Below are 13,467 nucleotides of genomic sequence, written 5' to 3'. Positions count from 1 at the left end.
ACGGCTCCAAGACGTGGGTGGCCGCAACAAGTGCGGCCATGACGGCGAGTTGGCATTCTTGTCGGCCTTTAGGACGCGAATGACACCGATCCCAACGAATGGCCTGACTACATCTCCGAAGTCAGCGACCCTTGCGAATGCGCCGCCATCACCTTCCGAAGCGCGGCGACGAGATCATCTGGCAGGATCGGCTTGTGAAGGAAGTCGACATTGGGCGGCAGATCGCCGGGGCCCGGCCCGGTCTTGCCGGAGATGACGAGGACGCCGACCTCGGGCCAGCCCTGGCGGACGAGGCGGGCGAACTCGAAGCCGTCCATGGATCCCGGCATGTTCACATCGGTGAGCACGGCTCGAATGTCGGGCCTGGTCTTCAGGAGCTCGAAGGCCTCGTCCGCATCCTGTGCCTCGACCACCCAGATCTCCGCCTCACGCAGGATATCGACCTGGGTGAGACGAACGAGCGTCTCGTCTTCGACCAGAAGGACGACAGGCTGGTTCACGATGCGGCGGTGCGGCTTCATGTAGCGGAAACGAGCGTGCCACAATCCAGTTCCCGCCTGTCGTCAAGGCGTGAAACTTTCGGCCAAGCTTTCAGGAGCGCTTCGCCCTCGCGGCGAGTTGCCGGATGCGATCGACCACATCCTGCGAGGCATAGGGCTTCTTCATCAGGGGGCCGGCTTCGCACAGGGTGGCAGCGATATCCGCCGAACGCTCGGCTCCCGATGTGAGGATGACCTGCAGTCCCGGCTTGTTGGCCCGGACCCAGCGCGCCAGGGCGAAGCCGTCCATGTCTCCCGGCATCTCGACGTCGCTGAACACCACATCGATGGACACCTCCGGGGCCTGGAGGATCGCGATCGCCTCCTCCCCGCTTACCGCCTCGTGGACCTTGTAGCCGCACTCGCGCAGGTAATCCGCGATGACGAGACGGATCAGCACCTCGTCCTCGACCACTAGAACGGTCGGCGCGGGCGCGTCGGCCCGAAGGGGGATATTGGTCGATGTCGTGCTCACGGCAACCTAACCGCAGAGCTTCAATCTTTGTTCCACCGATCCGCGTCAGGCCGGCGCTTCCGGCCAATTGAGCGTTCGGATGACGAGTTCGACGATGTCGGACGTCTGATAAGGCTTGCTGAGGATGAGGCCGAAATCCTCCGCGGCCGCCTTGGCGAGCATGCCGTCGCCGATGGCGAGGATGACCCGGGTCGGCATTCGCCGCATGCGGACGAGACGAGCCACCTCCAGGCCGCTTTGCTCTCCGGAGGGGTCGAGCGCGATGAAAAGGAGGTCGATCCGGACGGCATCGAGCACCGTCAGGGCATCCTCGGCATGGCTCGCCTCGAGCACCTTGAAGTCGGAGGCCCGCAATTCGTCGCTCACGAGGCACCGGATCCGAACATCGTTCTCGACCACGAGAATAGAGGGTGGAGTCCGGCGTGGGAGGACCGTGACGGATGCGGCGTTCATTCTTGCCCCTGCGTGCTTCGACACGCGGACAACGTGTAGCGGCCGGAGGGGTTCTACCGAAAATCATGCGCCGGGACGTCGCCAGGCTGGCCCGATCGGGCGAATGTGTATAAGGAAGACCCTCGCCCCGTTCCCGACACCGAACTGGCCATCGTGTCCGATCAGCAATCCGCAGGCGTCATTCTTCTCGTGGAAGACGAGCCCTTGGTTCGGCTGGTGGCGGCCGACCTGCTCGCCGATTCGCATTTCCAGGTGATCGAAGCCGCCAGTGCGGAGGAGGCCCTGACCGTCCTCAGAGCCGGGGTCGCGGTGGACGTGCTGGTCTCGGATGTGGAGATGCCGCCCGGGATCGACGGCTTCGACCTTGCATGGGAAGTCCACCGGCGCTGGCCCACGATTGCGATCCTCATCGCCTCGGGCCGCAAATGGCCGGCGGAGGGCGATCTTCCGCCGGGCGCCGGCTTTCTGGCGAAGCCCTATTCGAACGTCACCCTGGTGACCCGCGCTCTGGCCGCGGCGAAGACGGCGCAGGCCGCCCGGGCCGCGGCGGAAGCGAACGGCCCGGACGGCGATGCCGATGGCACCGTGCCGAAGACGGCCTGAGGGCCGCGCTCCGGCATCGGCTCAGGCCGCTCTGACGCCCTGAAGGAAGCCGTCGACCTCCCGCGTCAGGGCATGGGAGTTGGCCGTGAGCTCGCCGGCGGCGGCCAGCACCTGCGACGCAGCCGAACCGGCATGAGTCGCAGCGCCCTGGACCTGGACGATGCTTTCGCTCACATCCTGCGTGCCGCGCGCCGCCTCGCTCACATTGCGGGCGATCTCCTGCGTAGCGGCCTGCTGCTCTTCCACAGCCGCCGCAACGCTGGTCGCGATCTGGTGCACCTCCTCGATGGTGAGGCCGATCTCGCGGATCGCTTCGACGGCGCCCGTCGTCGATTGCTGGATCTGGTTGACATAGGCGCTGATGTCTTCCGTCGCGCGCGAAGTCTGGTTCGCGAGTTCCTTTACCTCGGCGGCGACGACCGCGAAGCCCTTGCCGGCCTCGCCAGCGCGTGCCGCTTCGATGGTGGCGTTGAGCGCGAGAAGGTTGGTCTGGCTCGCGATGGTGTTGATCAGCGCGACCACCTCGCCGATCTTCTGCGCGCCCTCGGCCAGGGTCTCCACGAGCGCGTTCGTCTTGCGCGCATTGGCCACCGCCCTCGCCGCCGCGCTTGAGGTCTGGGCCACCTGCGAGCCGATCTCGTTCGAGGATGCCGCCAGCTCCTCCGCCGCAGCTGCGACCGCCTGCACGTTGCTCGAGGTTTCCTCCGCAGCCGCGGCCACGGAATTCGACTGCTGATTGGTCTGCTCGGCGGTCGTCGCCATGGAGCGGGCTGTCGCTTCCATCTGCTGGGCCGCGACGGAGAGATGCTGCACGAGGCCGCCGACGCTGCCCTCGAAGCTCTGCGCCAGCGCCATCATCTCGTGCCGGCGCCGCTCGACCGTCTGCTTCTCGGCATCGGCCTGCGCCTGCCGCAGCATCTCGGCCTCCTGCATGGCGCCCGCGAAGACCTGCGTCGCCTTCCAGATGTCGCCGATCTCGTCCCGGCCGACGTTCGCCTTGGGCAGATTGTAGTCGCCGGAGGCAAGCCTCTGGATCGCTTCCGTCACCGCCTTCAGCGGCCGCGCGATCTGCCGGTGACCGACGAGCCATCCGATGAGAAGCGAAACGAGCGTGCCGCCGAGCGCAATAGAGACGAGCAGCGTGAAGCGCTGATCCTGCAACGCGGTCGCGTGCCGGTTGACCGCCTCGATGTCCTCGCTTCCACGCTTCGTGAGCGCATCGATGCTGACCTGGAAAGCTTTTCGATTGGCGCGGTTGGCGTCGTTGTTGCCCTGCGCATTGGCCGCTGCGGGCGAAACCTCTGAGCCGAGGCGAACCGTCTCCGACCTGAAGGCCTTGAACTCGGCGGCGTCCTTGACGACGGCATCGAACAGGGCCTTGTTGGAGGCAGGAACCAGGGGCTCCCACTCCTTGAGCAGGCCATCGATGTCCTTCAGCGTCGCGACAAGCCCCTCGCCGAACTTCTGAGCTTCCTTCGTGTCCTTCGAAGCGTAGATGCCGCGCGCCTCCATGACGACATGCGTGACCAGACGGTTGAGGCGCTCGCCGTAGAACGCGCGGGCGGCTGCATGCCTCACGTCATCCACAGCTTGATTGTAGGCCTGCAGGGTGTTGATGCCGACGGCAGCGGTGACGATCGCAACGAAACTCAACATGGCAACGAGCGCAAAAATCTTGGTTCTAATCTTCATTGATCACCTCAAAGGAGCAGCGCCAACGCAATACCCATGACTGGCACTTCCCTCTTAATGCGCGAATGCTTGTCCGAGGCTTGCTTCGTTTCGCGTCATAAGGCCAAGTTTCTCTGCACCGAGTGACGGAATGTTAAGCATAGCAGCCTAGGAATGATTGCACCCGATTCTAGTTGCGGCGGTTTCCATGGGCATTCGGTTCGATAAGGTGTTGGAGCAGGTGGCCCGCGCGGCCAATGCGAGAGGAGACGCCGTCGATCGAAGGGCGCAGAAGGTTCAGCGGCTCGAGGAACTCATCCGCGCCAAGGAGGCGATGGGCGACCGCATCGTGATCTGCCTCGGCCTCGTCCTCGCGCTCTCCGCCGTCGCCCTTCCCGTCTATGCGGTGCATTTCAGCGACGGCCAAAGCTATCTCCACATCGCCGACAGCAGCACCGCGACCGGCAAGGGCACGAACACGACGCAGGCCCGTACGATCGAAGCAAATCCCGCGACCACGGGTTCGCTGAGCAGGCAGGCCAGGGAATCGGATCTCGCACCGGGCAACAAGGGCGAGACCGCACCGCGAATCCTCGCCCGGGCCGCGCCGTTTCAGCGCTACGTCATTCATCGTGCGACGGGAGAATCCGCGCTGATCGAAGGACCTGAAGGTCTGTGGTGGGTAACGCCCGGAATGACGCTTCCGGGTATCGGCCAGGTCATCTCGATCGAGCGTTCCGACGCTGGCTGGGTGGTGCTGACCACCGAGACGATGATCACGCAGCCGTCGACGTCGAGCTGATACGCTTGAAATCATTGCGAGCATCGGATCGATCCGATGCTCGTCGCACTGTGATGAAGCCGAGCCTTTCGCGGATGCGATCTACTTCGTCGCCGTCATGATCGGCGCGGAGAGATTTCCGAGCCAGACCCAGGCTGCATTGTCCGAGCCTTCCCGCTTCACATAGCGATAGCCCGTCTCCTGCCAGGGCAGAACGGCCTTGCGCTTGTTGTCGAGAATGAAATCGCCGCGGTCGGTCCGCGCCATGAGAACGGCATGCCCCGCTCCCAGCTCGTCGATCACGACCGTCATGCGCAGGGCCCGATGCGGCAGGCCTGCTTCGGTGAGCAGGCGGCGCTTCAGGAGCTGGATGTCCTCGCAGTCGCCGAGGCCGTCATCCGGATAGTCCCAGCGGTCGGCGACGCCCCAATGATCCTGATCGGTGACCGGGATGATGGTGTCGTTGACGCGCTCGTTGATCTCGACGATCGCCTTCCAGGTTGCCGGATCGAGAACGATGGTGGCCGGCTCGGACATGTCATAGGCGCATTCGTTCGGCATTTGCGCGCAGAAGGCGATCCATGCCGGCGTCGGCCCGGCATGGCCGGCGGTGTGGATCGCATCGGCCGAAACCGGCATCACGGTCTGGGCGGTGGCGGAATTGATCCCTGCCGTGCCGACGAGCATCGCGGAGGAAAAAGCCGTCAGTGCGAGGAAGCGATTGAAGCGCCCTTGCCACTTTGGAGAAATCTGAGAAATCATCCCGCACATGCCCCGCACCTGATCGCTTTTTCTTTTTTTACAAAGTTGTCAGCAGCGGAACCTCTCGGCAAGGGAGAACTCGAGGTAGACAATACGACGTGTCATTACTGTTGAGTTCAAGCAACAGAACGGGAAGTGCACCCCTTCGAATGGAGAGGTCTTCTCATAAGATCGGTTCGCCGAGGGGACGGCGATGGCAGACGGAAAGCTGCGGGAGGCTTCAGGAGCGGCTCTGTACCATGCTGCGGGATCTCGCCCAGTCGCGGGCTCGCGCCGACGAGACCATGAGACGGATCGCGGGCGTTCCGATCAGCCCGACGAGCGACGCGGCAATCACCGGCACCAGAACGACGGACATCGAAGCTCTCCCTCTCTCCTGCGGGATCATGAAGATCCGGAGAACATCATGACGCGCCAGGCTTGCGCGAGACTGACGGGACAGAAGCTTCGCTCCAGCGACATGATTCACCATGATCGCGCGAAGTCCTCAAGTGAACTCAAATTGAGATTATACTCGCAGACGATTTCGACTGGGGTTTCGCTTGAAAAAGCTTGTCATGATGTTAGCGATCACCGCCGGTGCCGCCGGATGCGCTCCGACCGTGCAGGATGCCGTCGCCCTGTCATGCTCTGACCATATCGGGAAGCCGATCAGCACCCGCATTGCCGCCCTCGGCCCGCCGCGAACCGTCTATCGCATCGATCCGCTGCAGGTCGGCTATGTCTTCGAGAGCCGCGAGACGACCTTCATCGGTGGGGAACCCTATTACACCGTGAACTACCTGATCGGCGCCGACAAGCATCGCACACCGATCCGTCCGGTCACGACCACCTGCACGGGCGTCGTCTTCGTGACCCGGGCCCCTTCGAACGCCACACCGGTTTCCGAGCGGATCATCGTCGACGTGATCCCCGCTGATGAGCCGCGCCGCAAATATGGGACGCTAAGGGTGCACCCGCTTCTTGGGACTGGTAACTCAGCCCCCGAGCCTGAGCTTTGCGATGCTCATCATCAGGTCGACGCTGAATCCCTCCTGCACGGCTGACTGATCGAAGAGGGTGAGCACCGGCGCAGCCATGGTCGTGCTGGCATTGTTGACGTCCCACATGGCGCTGAAGCGCTGAATGAGCTTGTCGACCTTCTTGGGGTCCTGAAGATCCTTGATGTTCAGATGCTTCTCGAGGTTCCTGACCTGGATGTCGAGATCGGCCCTCGATGCCGCCTCGGGGATGCCGAACGTGGTCTGAACGAATTTCAGCAGTGCCTTGTCGGCAAGGAAGCCCATGGTCGTGGTGACCGACGAGGCTTTGCGCTTGAAGTACATGGCGATCTGAACGCCCTGGTTCTGATCGCCCTCCTTCTTTTCGAGCGTGATCTGGACAAACTTCGCGACCGCGTCGGTGGTTGCGCCCGCGGCCGAGGTCGCCGCCGCACCCTTGGCAGCAAAATCGAAGGCCTTGGCGAACTCCTTGTAGAGCGGGTTGGACATCTTGTTCGCCATGCTTAAGGGATTGCTGACGCCCTCCTGAAGCAGCTTCTTCATAAGGCCCTTGCCATACGCCATGTCCTCGAGGCCGTAGGCTTTCATGGCGAACTTGAAGAGACGATCGTTCTTGATGAACTCGTCGATGGTTTTGATGTTCTTGATGTTGGCCTGATAATACTCGATCTCGCGCTTGGTCACAGGCTCCTTCTCGACCAGAGCCTTGGTGCGCGCGAGATCTTTCGTGACGATCTGATAGCGTGTCGATGTGCTGATCATGGCGCGGCTTCCCAAGGCTCGATTGCGAGAGAACCGGACGTCGAGATTTGAGACGATTCGGCACTCTCGCGAAGGATATCCCCGCAATCCTTCCTGAACCTGTCGGCGACGTTCTTGGTGTCTGTTGTATCGAGCTGGAATTCGAGCTTCTGCGTCTCAAAGCGATAGTTCGACAATTCCACCGTCAGGCTGCGCGCTCCGGAGAGCTTCTCGACGAAGGTGCGTACCTCTTCGGCTTCCGGAATTTGCCCATATCGGTCGCGATAGAGCCAGTGGCCGACCTCCGGCGTTCCCTCATCGAACCAATAGACTGTGCTTCTGCCGCGGGAATCGCTGCGGCCGAGATATTGCCTCTGGGCAATGGCGACCGTGCTGAAGCGAACCGGGGGCTGATCGCCGTCCAGAGACTGGCGCTGGCACGTGAGCCATAGAAGCGAGCCCTTCTCGCCGCGCAGCCGGGCGAAGGCGGCCTGGGGCTGGCCCTCGACGTCGTGCCGAAGAACGTAGTCCCAGGATCCGAGCAGAGACGCCGCCGCCTTCGCGTCGGCATTCAGCGTCGAGGCCAGGGCGGCGACCGATGACGCGGCCAAAGCTGCCGCGCGGCAGCGGCAGAACAACGATCGTGTGTTCACCATCGTCAAGACCCTTTCCAACGAAAGAAGCCTCGCCTTTCACAAGGCGAGGCTCCCTTCAGGTCCGATGCTGGAACTCTTACTGGAAGAGCTTCAGGATCATCTGGCTGTTCTGGTTCGCCATGGAGAGAGCCTGCACGCCGAGCTGCTGCTGGGTCTGCAGAGCCTGGTTGCGGGTCGAAGCCTCGTTCATGTCGGCGTCGATGAAGGCGCTGACGCCAGCGGTGAGCGAGTCGGACAGGACGCCGATGAACTCTTCCTGGGTCTCAAGCAGAGCCTTGTTGGCGCCGAGCATGGCCGAGCCGGCGCGGAGGTCGTTGATGGCCGTGTCGACTGCCTGGAGAGCGGCGCCGACGGTGGTGCCTGCGCTCGCCGAGCCGGTCAGGGTGGCGTTGACGTCGGTGCCTGCGGCGACCATGTCGGTCGTCGCTGCGGTGAAGTCGACACCGGCAGCCTTCGCGGTCAGGCGAAGTTCGCCGTTGTCATTGATCGTGGCCTCGACCAGTTCGCTCAGGACGCTGTCGCTGTTGATGCTGGCAGCGATCGCGGACTTGGTGGTTTCGCCGGCGACCGTGAAGGTCGAGACGTTGCCGCCCAGAGTGAACGAGATCTCGTCGCCGGTCTGGATCTGAGCATTCGTGAACACGAAGTCAGCCGTAGCAGCCGTGCCGGAGATGTTGATGGAAGCGACGGAACCGAGCTTGCCGCCCGTGCCGGTGCTGGCATCCACGAACAGGTTCACCGCGGTGGTGTCGATGTTCAGGGTGTTGACCTTGGCGGTGGAGCCGGAACCCTCGAACGAGGTGACGAGCTTCACGGTCGAGGCAGTGCCCTCCAGCCAGTTCTGGCCGTTGAACGTGGCCGATCCGGCAGCGCTCTTGAGGCCTTCGATGCTGGCCTTCAATTCGAGCTGGATCGCAGCCAAGTCAGCGCCCGGGTTCGAGCCGGCGGTGAGCTTGGTCTTCATGGTGTCGAGGTACTTCAGGCTCTTGTCGATCGCCGACGAATAGGTGTCGATCATCGCCTTCGACTGCTTGATCGAATCCTTCACAGCGCCAAGAGCGCCGTTGTCGGACTTCATCTTCGTCGAGATCGACCAGTAGGAAGCGTTGTGCGAAGCCTCGCCGACGCGCAGACCCGTGGAGATCTGGTTCTGGTTCTTGGTCAGAGCGGACTGCGTCGACTTCAGCGACTGCAGAGCGGTCATGGCGGAGAGATTGGTGTTAATCGAAGACATGTGCTTCTTCCGTGAATGATGTGATTGTTCAGGGAATGTCGGGATCTAACCGACCCAGCGAAGTGGCTTCATGCCTCGGGAGAATTCCCGATCCGCTGCTCACATGACATCCGGGCTCGTACCGGCAAAATGGAGTGGCATCATGCCTAGCCTTCGGGTGAAGGCGTACCATAGTGCTTGTGGCACCTGGAACATCGGTTCCGTATCGGTGCCTGTAACTTCTGTTTACTGAGGTCGTGCCCCTTCGTCAAGGACAACGTGGACGATTTCGGCAAAAAACTCCGCTTTTACTTTTTGTTAACTATAAGCGGCATGCCGGGTGAAGAAGAAAGAACGTCCGATGCAGCATCGGAGCGCCTCTCTTGAAGAATAGTGCGAGACGCTGAAGCAACAGCTAGCGAGAACCGACTGCAAACAGCTTCGTGACATTCGCGGGCGCGGTTTTCGCATAGAGACCGCGATGGGCCGGATCGAGGGCAAGCGCATCGGTCACACCGAGAACGGTCTCCGATGCGCCGAGCAGGAGGGAACCGTCCGCCGCCATGGTATTCGCGATCCTGCGGAGCACGTCGGCTTTCAAGGCCGCGTCGAAATAGATCAGGACATTGCGGCAATAGACGATATCGAACTGGCCCAGACGGCTGAAATCGTCGAGAAGGTTCAGATACCGGAAATCGACCATCGACCGGATCTCCGGCGAGATCTGCCATTGTTCGCCCGTTTGCGCAAAATACTTGACGAGGAGCCGGATCGGCAGGCCGCGCTGCACCTCGAACTGGTTGTAGATGCCCGCCTTCGCCTTCTCCAGAACCTCCGTCGAGATGTCGGTCGCGACGATGTCGATATGCCATCCCGGCATCCGCGCGGATGCCTCCTTGAGAAGCATCGCCAGCGAATAGGGTTCCTGACCGCTGGACGCCGCCGCGCACCAGATTCGCAGGCGACGGCTCGCCGCGCGCTCCTTCAGATATTTGGGAAGGAGGACGTCCTGGAAGAGGTCGAACGGGGTCTTGTCGCGAAAGAAGAACGTCTCGTTCGTGGTCATCGCCTCGATCGTCGCCTTCTCGAGGGCGATCGAGCGACCGGTTCTGATCTCCCTGATAAGATGCGAGAGGCTGTCGAGTTTGAAGCGCGTGCACACCGCCGAGAGTCGGCTTTCGACGAGATATCTCTTGTCAGGCGAGAGCGCGAGGCCCGAGCGGGCTTTCAGAAAGACGCGCAGCGCTTCAAATTCGGCTTCCGTCATTTCGAGGATCCGCTGATGAGGCCTTTCAGGGAACGGCCGATGGATTCCAGGGGCAGAATGTCATGGGCGAGACCCGCTTTCACGACGCTGCCCGGCATGCCCCAGACGATGCTGGTGGCTTCGTCCTGCGCGATCACGGTCGCTCCGGCCTTGGCGAGATGGCGCGCGCCATGGGTCCCGTCGGAGCCCATGCCCGTCAGAACCACCGCAAGGGCCGATGCGCCGAAGACGGCGGCTGCTTCGCGAAACAATACATCGACCGCGGGACGGCAGAAGTTTTCCGGCGGTCCGTCGTTGAGCCGGATCGTTGCTTTGCCTCCGGACGACACGACACCCATATGGCGTCCGCCAGGAGCGACGAGGATGGTTCCGGGAATAACGGCGTCCCCTTCCCTCGCCTCGCGCGCCGGCATGCCGAGCAGGCTGTGCAGATGCTCGGCGAAGACGGCGGTGAACATCGCCGGCATGTGCTGAACGATGAGCACGGGAATGCTCGCGAGAGCGGGCTTCATGTCGAGGAGCACCCGCTCCACCGCCCGCGGGCCGCCGGTCGAGGAACCGATCAGGAGGCATTGCGGCTTCGCGGAGCCTGGTCTCCGCGTGTTTTGTAGAGGCGCGGGGGTGGATGGCGAAGGCACCGGCGCGAGAACCCTGGCCGGACGAACCCGCGGCGCGCCCAGCGCGCGCAGCTTCTCGACGAGATCGCGCCGGAAGTCGGCCGCCGCTCCGGCGGCGCGCGCGCTCTCGGGCTTCGCCAGATAATCGACCGCGCCGAGGGAAAGGCACTTCAACGAGATCTCGGCATTTCTCTGCGTGAGCGTCGAGATGACGATGACCTTGCTCGCGGGATGCGCCTTCAGAATCAGGGGCAAAGCCGCAAGCCCGTCGATCTCGGGCATCTCGATATCGAGCAGGATAATATCGGGCTTCGAGCGCGCGGCCGCATCGACGGCCATCCGGCCGTTGGACGCTGTCGCGACGACCTCGAAACCGCCCGCCTCCGTGAGCCATCGGCCGATCATGCCGCGAATGACGGCACTGTCGTCGACGATCATGATCCGCGTCGGGTTGCCCTGTGCGGGAGCGGAATGGGACAAGGGAGCGATGGACATGGGATCACAATGAATGCGAGGCGGGCAGAACGCCCAGCTCTTGAAATTTGGCGGTCAGAATATCTTTGTCGAACGGCTTCATGATGTATTCGTCGGCCCCGGCATCGAGGGCGCGCGAGATATAGGACAGATCGTTCTCGGTGGTGCAGAATACCACCTTCGGAGCGCTGCCCTCGGGCATGCTGCGCAGATGCTGTAGGAAGCTGTACCCGTCCATCACCGGCATGTTCCAGTCGAGCAGGATCACATCCGGCATTTCGGCCCGGCAGGCCTGGATCCCCGCCTCGCCGTTCTCCGCCTCCGCGACCCGGAAATCGAGGCTCTCGACGATCTCCCGCGAAATTTTTCGGATGACCCGTGAATCATCGACGATCAGGCAATAGCTCATAACATGTATCCCGGTATCGACCGTTCTCAAAACTCTCAAAACAGGAACTTGCCGCTTAAGAGCGGATGTCCGACTTATCGACGAAGTTGAAATTCTCGACCAAGATCTCCTTGACGATCTCGGCGCCCAGACGCTTGTTGATCTTCTCGCGAACGCTCGCGATCATTCCGTTGACGTTGTAGCGGGACAACCTCTTGAAATCGAGCGTCTCGTCGGAATAGACGTGACGGAAGATCTCATCCTGAATGAAGGCCTCCGGTGGCACTGAAATTTCCCGAAGGGTCTTCGCATCGGCCGTGAAGACCAGATTCGCGATCACATAGCCCTGGACGGCGCCTTCCGCGACGATCGGAATATTCATGGCCGGCAGCTTCTTGTACTGCAGGCCCTCGTAGTGGACCTGCTCGTCAGCAGGCGCTCTTCCAACGATCCAGGTCACAGCCGCGTAGCAGGATGCGAGCGTTACGGCGCAGACCCAGAATCCGGCCATGACGTTCTTCATCATGCGCCGTAACCCATCTTGGCCGAATAGGCGGAATAGGTGCTGTCAGATTCGGCATGCTGGATCGCGTTGGAGATGATGCTCGCGACTTCCTGCACCGCATGCATGTGGCGTTTCAGGATGTCCTGGTTGCGCTCGATCTTGACCTGGAGATCCTGAAGGCGCTTCGTCGCCTTCACGTCCAGGTTCTGGATGTCCGCCGTCCGCACGATCCGGCTGATCTCCAGCAGGCACTGGCTTTTGCGACGGTTGAACTCCTCGAGATTGGAGAGATCACGCGTCATGAGAGCCGCGGTCTCCATGTCCAGGGTTTCTTCAAGGCGATCGAGCGATTTCATCAACATTTCCTGTTTCCTGCTTTCGAACTGCGTATCGACCTGAAGTGATTTAGACCTTATCGGGTGCCACGGTGATCTTCGGAACGCCGAGGATGTGCTTGGCGATGCCGATGCCGCCGGCACGCGACAGCTGCGCGCCGATCTGCTCGGCCATCATGGATTTCCAGATCGAACCCGCGCTGCCCTTGCCGTAGGTGTTCTCCGCCCCCTTCGGCAGCATCGACTCGACGAAGGTCTGGAGAACGAAGGCCTCGAAATCCTGGTGCGCCTTCTTCGACTTGGCCGCTTCAGCGGATTCTGCATCGCTGCGGAGGGAGTTGCGCAGCGTATAGATGTCGGCGCCGGACGCCATCAGCGGCTGTCCCGAAACAGCCTTGACCGCGTCCTCGAAGCTTGCCCCATCGACCGGCGACGCGCCGTCCAGCAGCTTCTGGGCTGCGGCCTGATAGCGCGCGGGATCGGCCGCCCTGGCGACGTCGTTGATAATATCTGAGGGCGGGCTGATCGCCATCTCGCATCTCTCGGCTATGTCCACTTAGGACAAGCTGTAACCCGGCTAGCTTACGGGAAGCTTGTGCCGTCTCTGCTCGCAAGGCTCTCGAGGATGGCGACGAGGCTCTTCTTTTCCGTCTGCTGACGGTCATCATCCTTGAGACCGGACAGCATCTTTTCCGTGCGCTTCGCCTGCATGGCCTTGTCGAACGTCACCGCCTTCTGGGCGACCTTCGCCGTATCGACCCTGCTCGCCTGCGCCGACAGAACCTGAAGCCGCTTTGCCGCGACATCGACGAACAATCCGTGCAGGGTCTCGTGATCGTTCATCGTATGGATGAGCACCTCCTGAGCGCTCTTGATCTCCCGCGACTCCCTCTCAAGATCGGACAGCTTGAGCTCGGCCTCCCGCTGGAGATGCTGCTGCACTTTCAGGATACGCTCGATCTTGCGGATTCTCTGCTTCATCGGCG

Annotated in this window: 19 protein-coding genes; 3 read left to right on the top strand and 16 right to left on the bottom strand. The window is 62.1% G+C overall.

Annotated features, from left to right (window positions below; genetic code table 11):
* Positions 1-107 precede the first annotated feature (107 nt).
* Genes JKL46_RS02815 through JKL46_RS02805 form a run of 3 tightly spaced genes read right to left on the bottom strand, consistent with a single transcriptional unit; the run spans position 108 to position 1,467 of the window.
* On the bottom strand, positions 108-545 hold the full coding sequence (locus JKL46_RS02815; RefSeq protein ID WP_246529105.1) for a response regulator: 438 nt from the start codon (positions 543-545) through the stop codon (positions 108-110).
* Between the two features lie 46 nt (positions 546-591).
* The gene (locus tag JKL46_RS02810; RefSeq protein WP_201829889.1) at positions 592-1,014 is read right to left on the bottom strand and encodes a response regulator; all 423 of its coding nucleotides are present in this window, start codon (positions 1,012-1,014) and stop codon (positions 592-594) included.
* A gap of 45 nt (positions 1,015-1,059) precedes the next feature.
* Entirely contained in the window at positions 1,060-1,467 is a 408-nt protein-coding gene (locus JKL46_RS02805) for a response regulator (protein WP_201829888.1), read from the bottom strand.
* Between the two features lie 105 nt (positions 1,468-1,572).
* On the opposite strand from JKL46_RS02805, the gene JKL46_RS02800 reads away from it, so the two are divergent.
* Complete coding sequence (locus tag JKL46_RS02800) at positions 1,573-2,070, top strand: response regulator (protein ID WP_343074002.1); 498 nt, start codon at positions 1,573-1,575, stop codon at positions 2,068-2,070.
* Between the two features lie 21 nt (positions 2,071-2,091).
* On the opposite strand, the gene JKL46_RS02795 is transcribed toward JKL46_RS02800, so the two are convergent.
* Positions 2,092-3,762 carry a methyl-accepting chemotaxis protein gene (locus tag JKL46_RS02795; protein WP_201829887.1) on the bottom strand — a complete coding sequence of 557 codons (1,671 nt, stop codon included), beginning with the start codon at positions 3,760-3,762 and terminating at the stop codon, positions 2,092-2,094.
* A 187-nt stretch (positions 3,763-3,949) separates the two neighbouring features.
* Here JKL46_RS02795 and JKL46_RS02790 point away from each other — a divergent pair, with 187 nt between their 5' ends.
* The gene (locus JKL46_RS02790) at positions 3,950-4,543 is read left to right on the top strand and encodes a hypothetical protein (protein WP_201829886.1); all 594 of its coding nucleotides are present in this window, start codon (positions 3,950-3,952) and stop codon (positions 4,541-4,543) included.
* Between the two features lie 81 nt (positions 4,544-4,624).
* Here the strand turns inward: JKL46_RS02790 and JKL46_RS02785 are convergent, their stop codons facing one another.
* Both JKL46_RS02785 and JKL46_RS02780 read right to left on the bottom strand, forming a co-directional pair.
* The gene (locus JKL46_RS02785; RefSeq protein ID WP_425493234.1) at positions 4,625-5,161 is read right to left on the bottom strand and encodes a transglutaminase-like cysteine peptidase; all 537 of its coding nucleotides are present in this window, start codon (positions 5,159-5,161) and stop codon (positions 4,625-4,627) included.
* A gap of 343 nt (positions 5,162-5,504) precedes the next feature.
* Entirely contained in the window at positions 5,505-5,642 is a 138-nt protein-coding gene (locus tag JKL46_RS02780) for a hypothetical protein (RefSeq protein WP_201829884.1), read from the bottom strand.
* 199 nt (positions 5,643-5,841) lie between these two features.
* On the opposite strand from JKL46_RS02780, the gene JKL46_RS02775 reads away from it, so the two are divergent.
* Complete coding sequence (locus tag JKL46_RS02775) at positions 5,842-6,330, top strand: hypothetical protein (RefSeq protein WP_201829883.1); 489 nt, start codon at positions 5,842-5,844, stop codon at positions 6,328-6,330.
* Here the strand turns inward: JKL46_RS02775 and JKL46_RS02770 are convergent.
* The 10 genes from JKL46_RS02770 to JKL46_RS02725 form a co-directional block, all read right to left on the bottom strand.
* Complete coding sequence (locus tag JKL46_RS02770; protein ID WP_201829882.1) at positions 6,262-7,047, bottom strand: DUF1217 domain-containing protein; 786 nt, start codon at positions 7,045-7,047, stop codon at positions 6,262-6,264. The genes JKL46_RS02775 and JKL46_RS02770 overlap by 69 nt on opposite strands.
* Positions 7,044-7,682, bottom strand: coding sequence for a hypothetical protein (locus JKL46_RS02765; RefSeq protein WP_201829881.1), 639 nt, complete (start codon positions 7,680-7,682; stop codon positions 7,044-7,046). The genes JKL46_RS02770 and JKL46_RS02765 overlap by 4 nt, the downstream gene beginning before the upstream one ends.
* A gap of 76 nt (positions 7,683-7,758) precedes the next feature.
* Complete coding sequence (locus tag JKL46_RS02760) at positions 7,759-8,916, bottom strand: flagellin (protein ID WP_201829880.1); 1,158 nt, start codon at positions 8,914-8,916, stop codon at positions 7,759-7,761.
* Positions 8,917-9,310: 394 nt separating this feature from the next.
* Positions 9,311-10,162, bottom strand: a complete 852-nt coding sequence (locus JKL46_RS02755; RefSeq protein WP_201829879.1) for a CheR family methyltransferase — start codon at positions 10,160-10,162, stop codon at positions 9,311-9,313.
* Positions 10,159-11,274 (bottom strand): protein-glutamate methylesterase/protein-glutamine glutaminase, encoded by a 1,116-nt coding sequence (locus JKL46_RS02750; protein WP_201829878.1) that lies wholly within the window; start codon positions 11,272-11,274, stop codon positions 10,159-10,161. Before JKL46_RS02750 ends, JKL46_RS02755 begins: the two co-directional genes overlap by 4 nt.
* 4 nt (positions 11,275-11,278) lie before the next feature.
* Entirely contained in the window at positions 11,279-11,662 is a 384-nt protein-coding gene (locus JKL46_RS02745; protein ID WP_201829877.1) for a response regulator, read from the bottom strand.
* 55 nt (positions 11,663-11,717) lie between these two features.
* Entirely contained in the window at positions 11,718-12,167 is a 450-nt protein-coding gene (locus JKL46_RS02740; RefSeq protein ID WP_343074001.1) for a hypothetical protein, read from the bottom strand.
* Entirely contained in the window at positions 12,164-12,502 is a 339-nt protein-coding gene (locus tag JKL46_RS02735; protein WP_201829876.1) for a magnesium transporter CorA family protein, read from the bottom strand. The genes JKL46_RS02740 and JKL46_RS02735 overlap by 4 nt, the downstream gene beginning before the upstream one ends.
* 49 nt (positions 12,503-12,551) lie before the next feature.
* A complete protein-coding gene (locus JKL46_RS02730) occupies positions 12,552-13,013 on the bottom strand; it encodes a rod-binding protein (protein ID WP_201829875.1) in 462 nt (153 codons plus the stop codon).
* A 50-nt stretch (positions 13,014-13,063) separates the two neighbouring features.
* Positions 13,064-13,462, bottom strand: coding sequence for a hypothetical protein (locus tag JKL46_RS02725; RefSeq protein WP_201829874.1), 399 nt, complete (start codon positions 13,460-13,462; stop codon positions 13,064-13,066).
* Positions 13,463-13,467: the final 5 nt, after the last annotated feature.

This window comes from Microvirga zambiensis WSM3693, assembly GCF_016735695.1.
In the GTDB taxonomy this organism is placed as follows: Bacteria; Pseudomonadota; Alphaproteobacteria; order Rhizobiales; family Beijerinckiaceae; genus Microvirga; species Microvirga zambiensis.
This window is presented reverse-complemented; position numbering and strand designations above follow the sequence as displayed.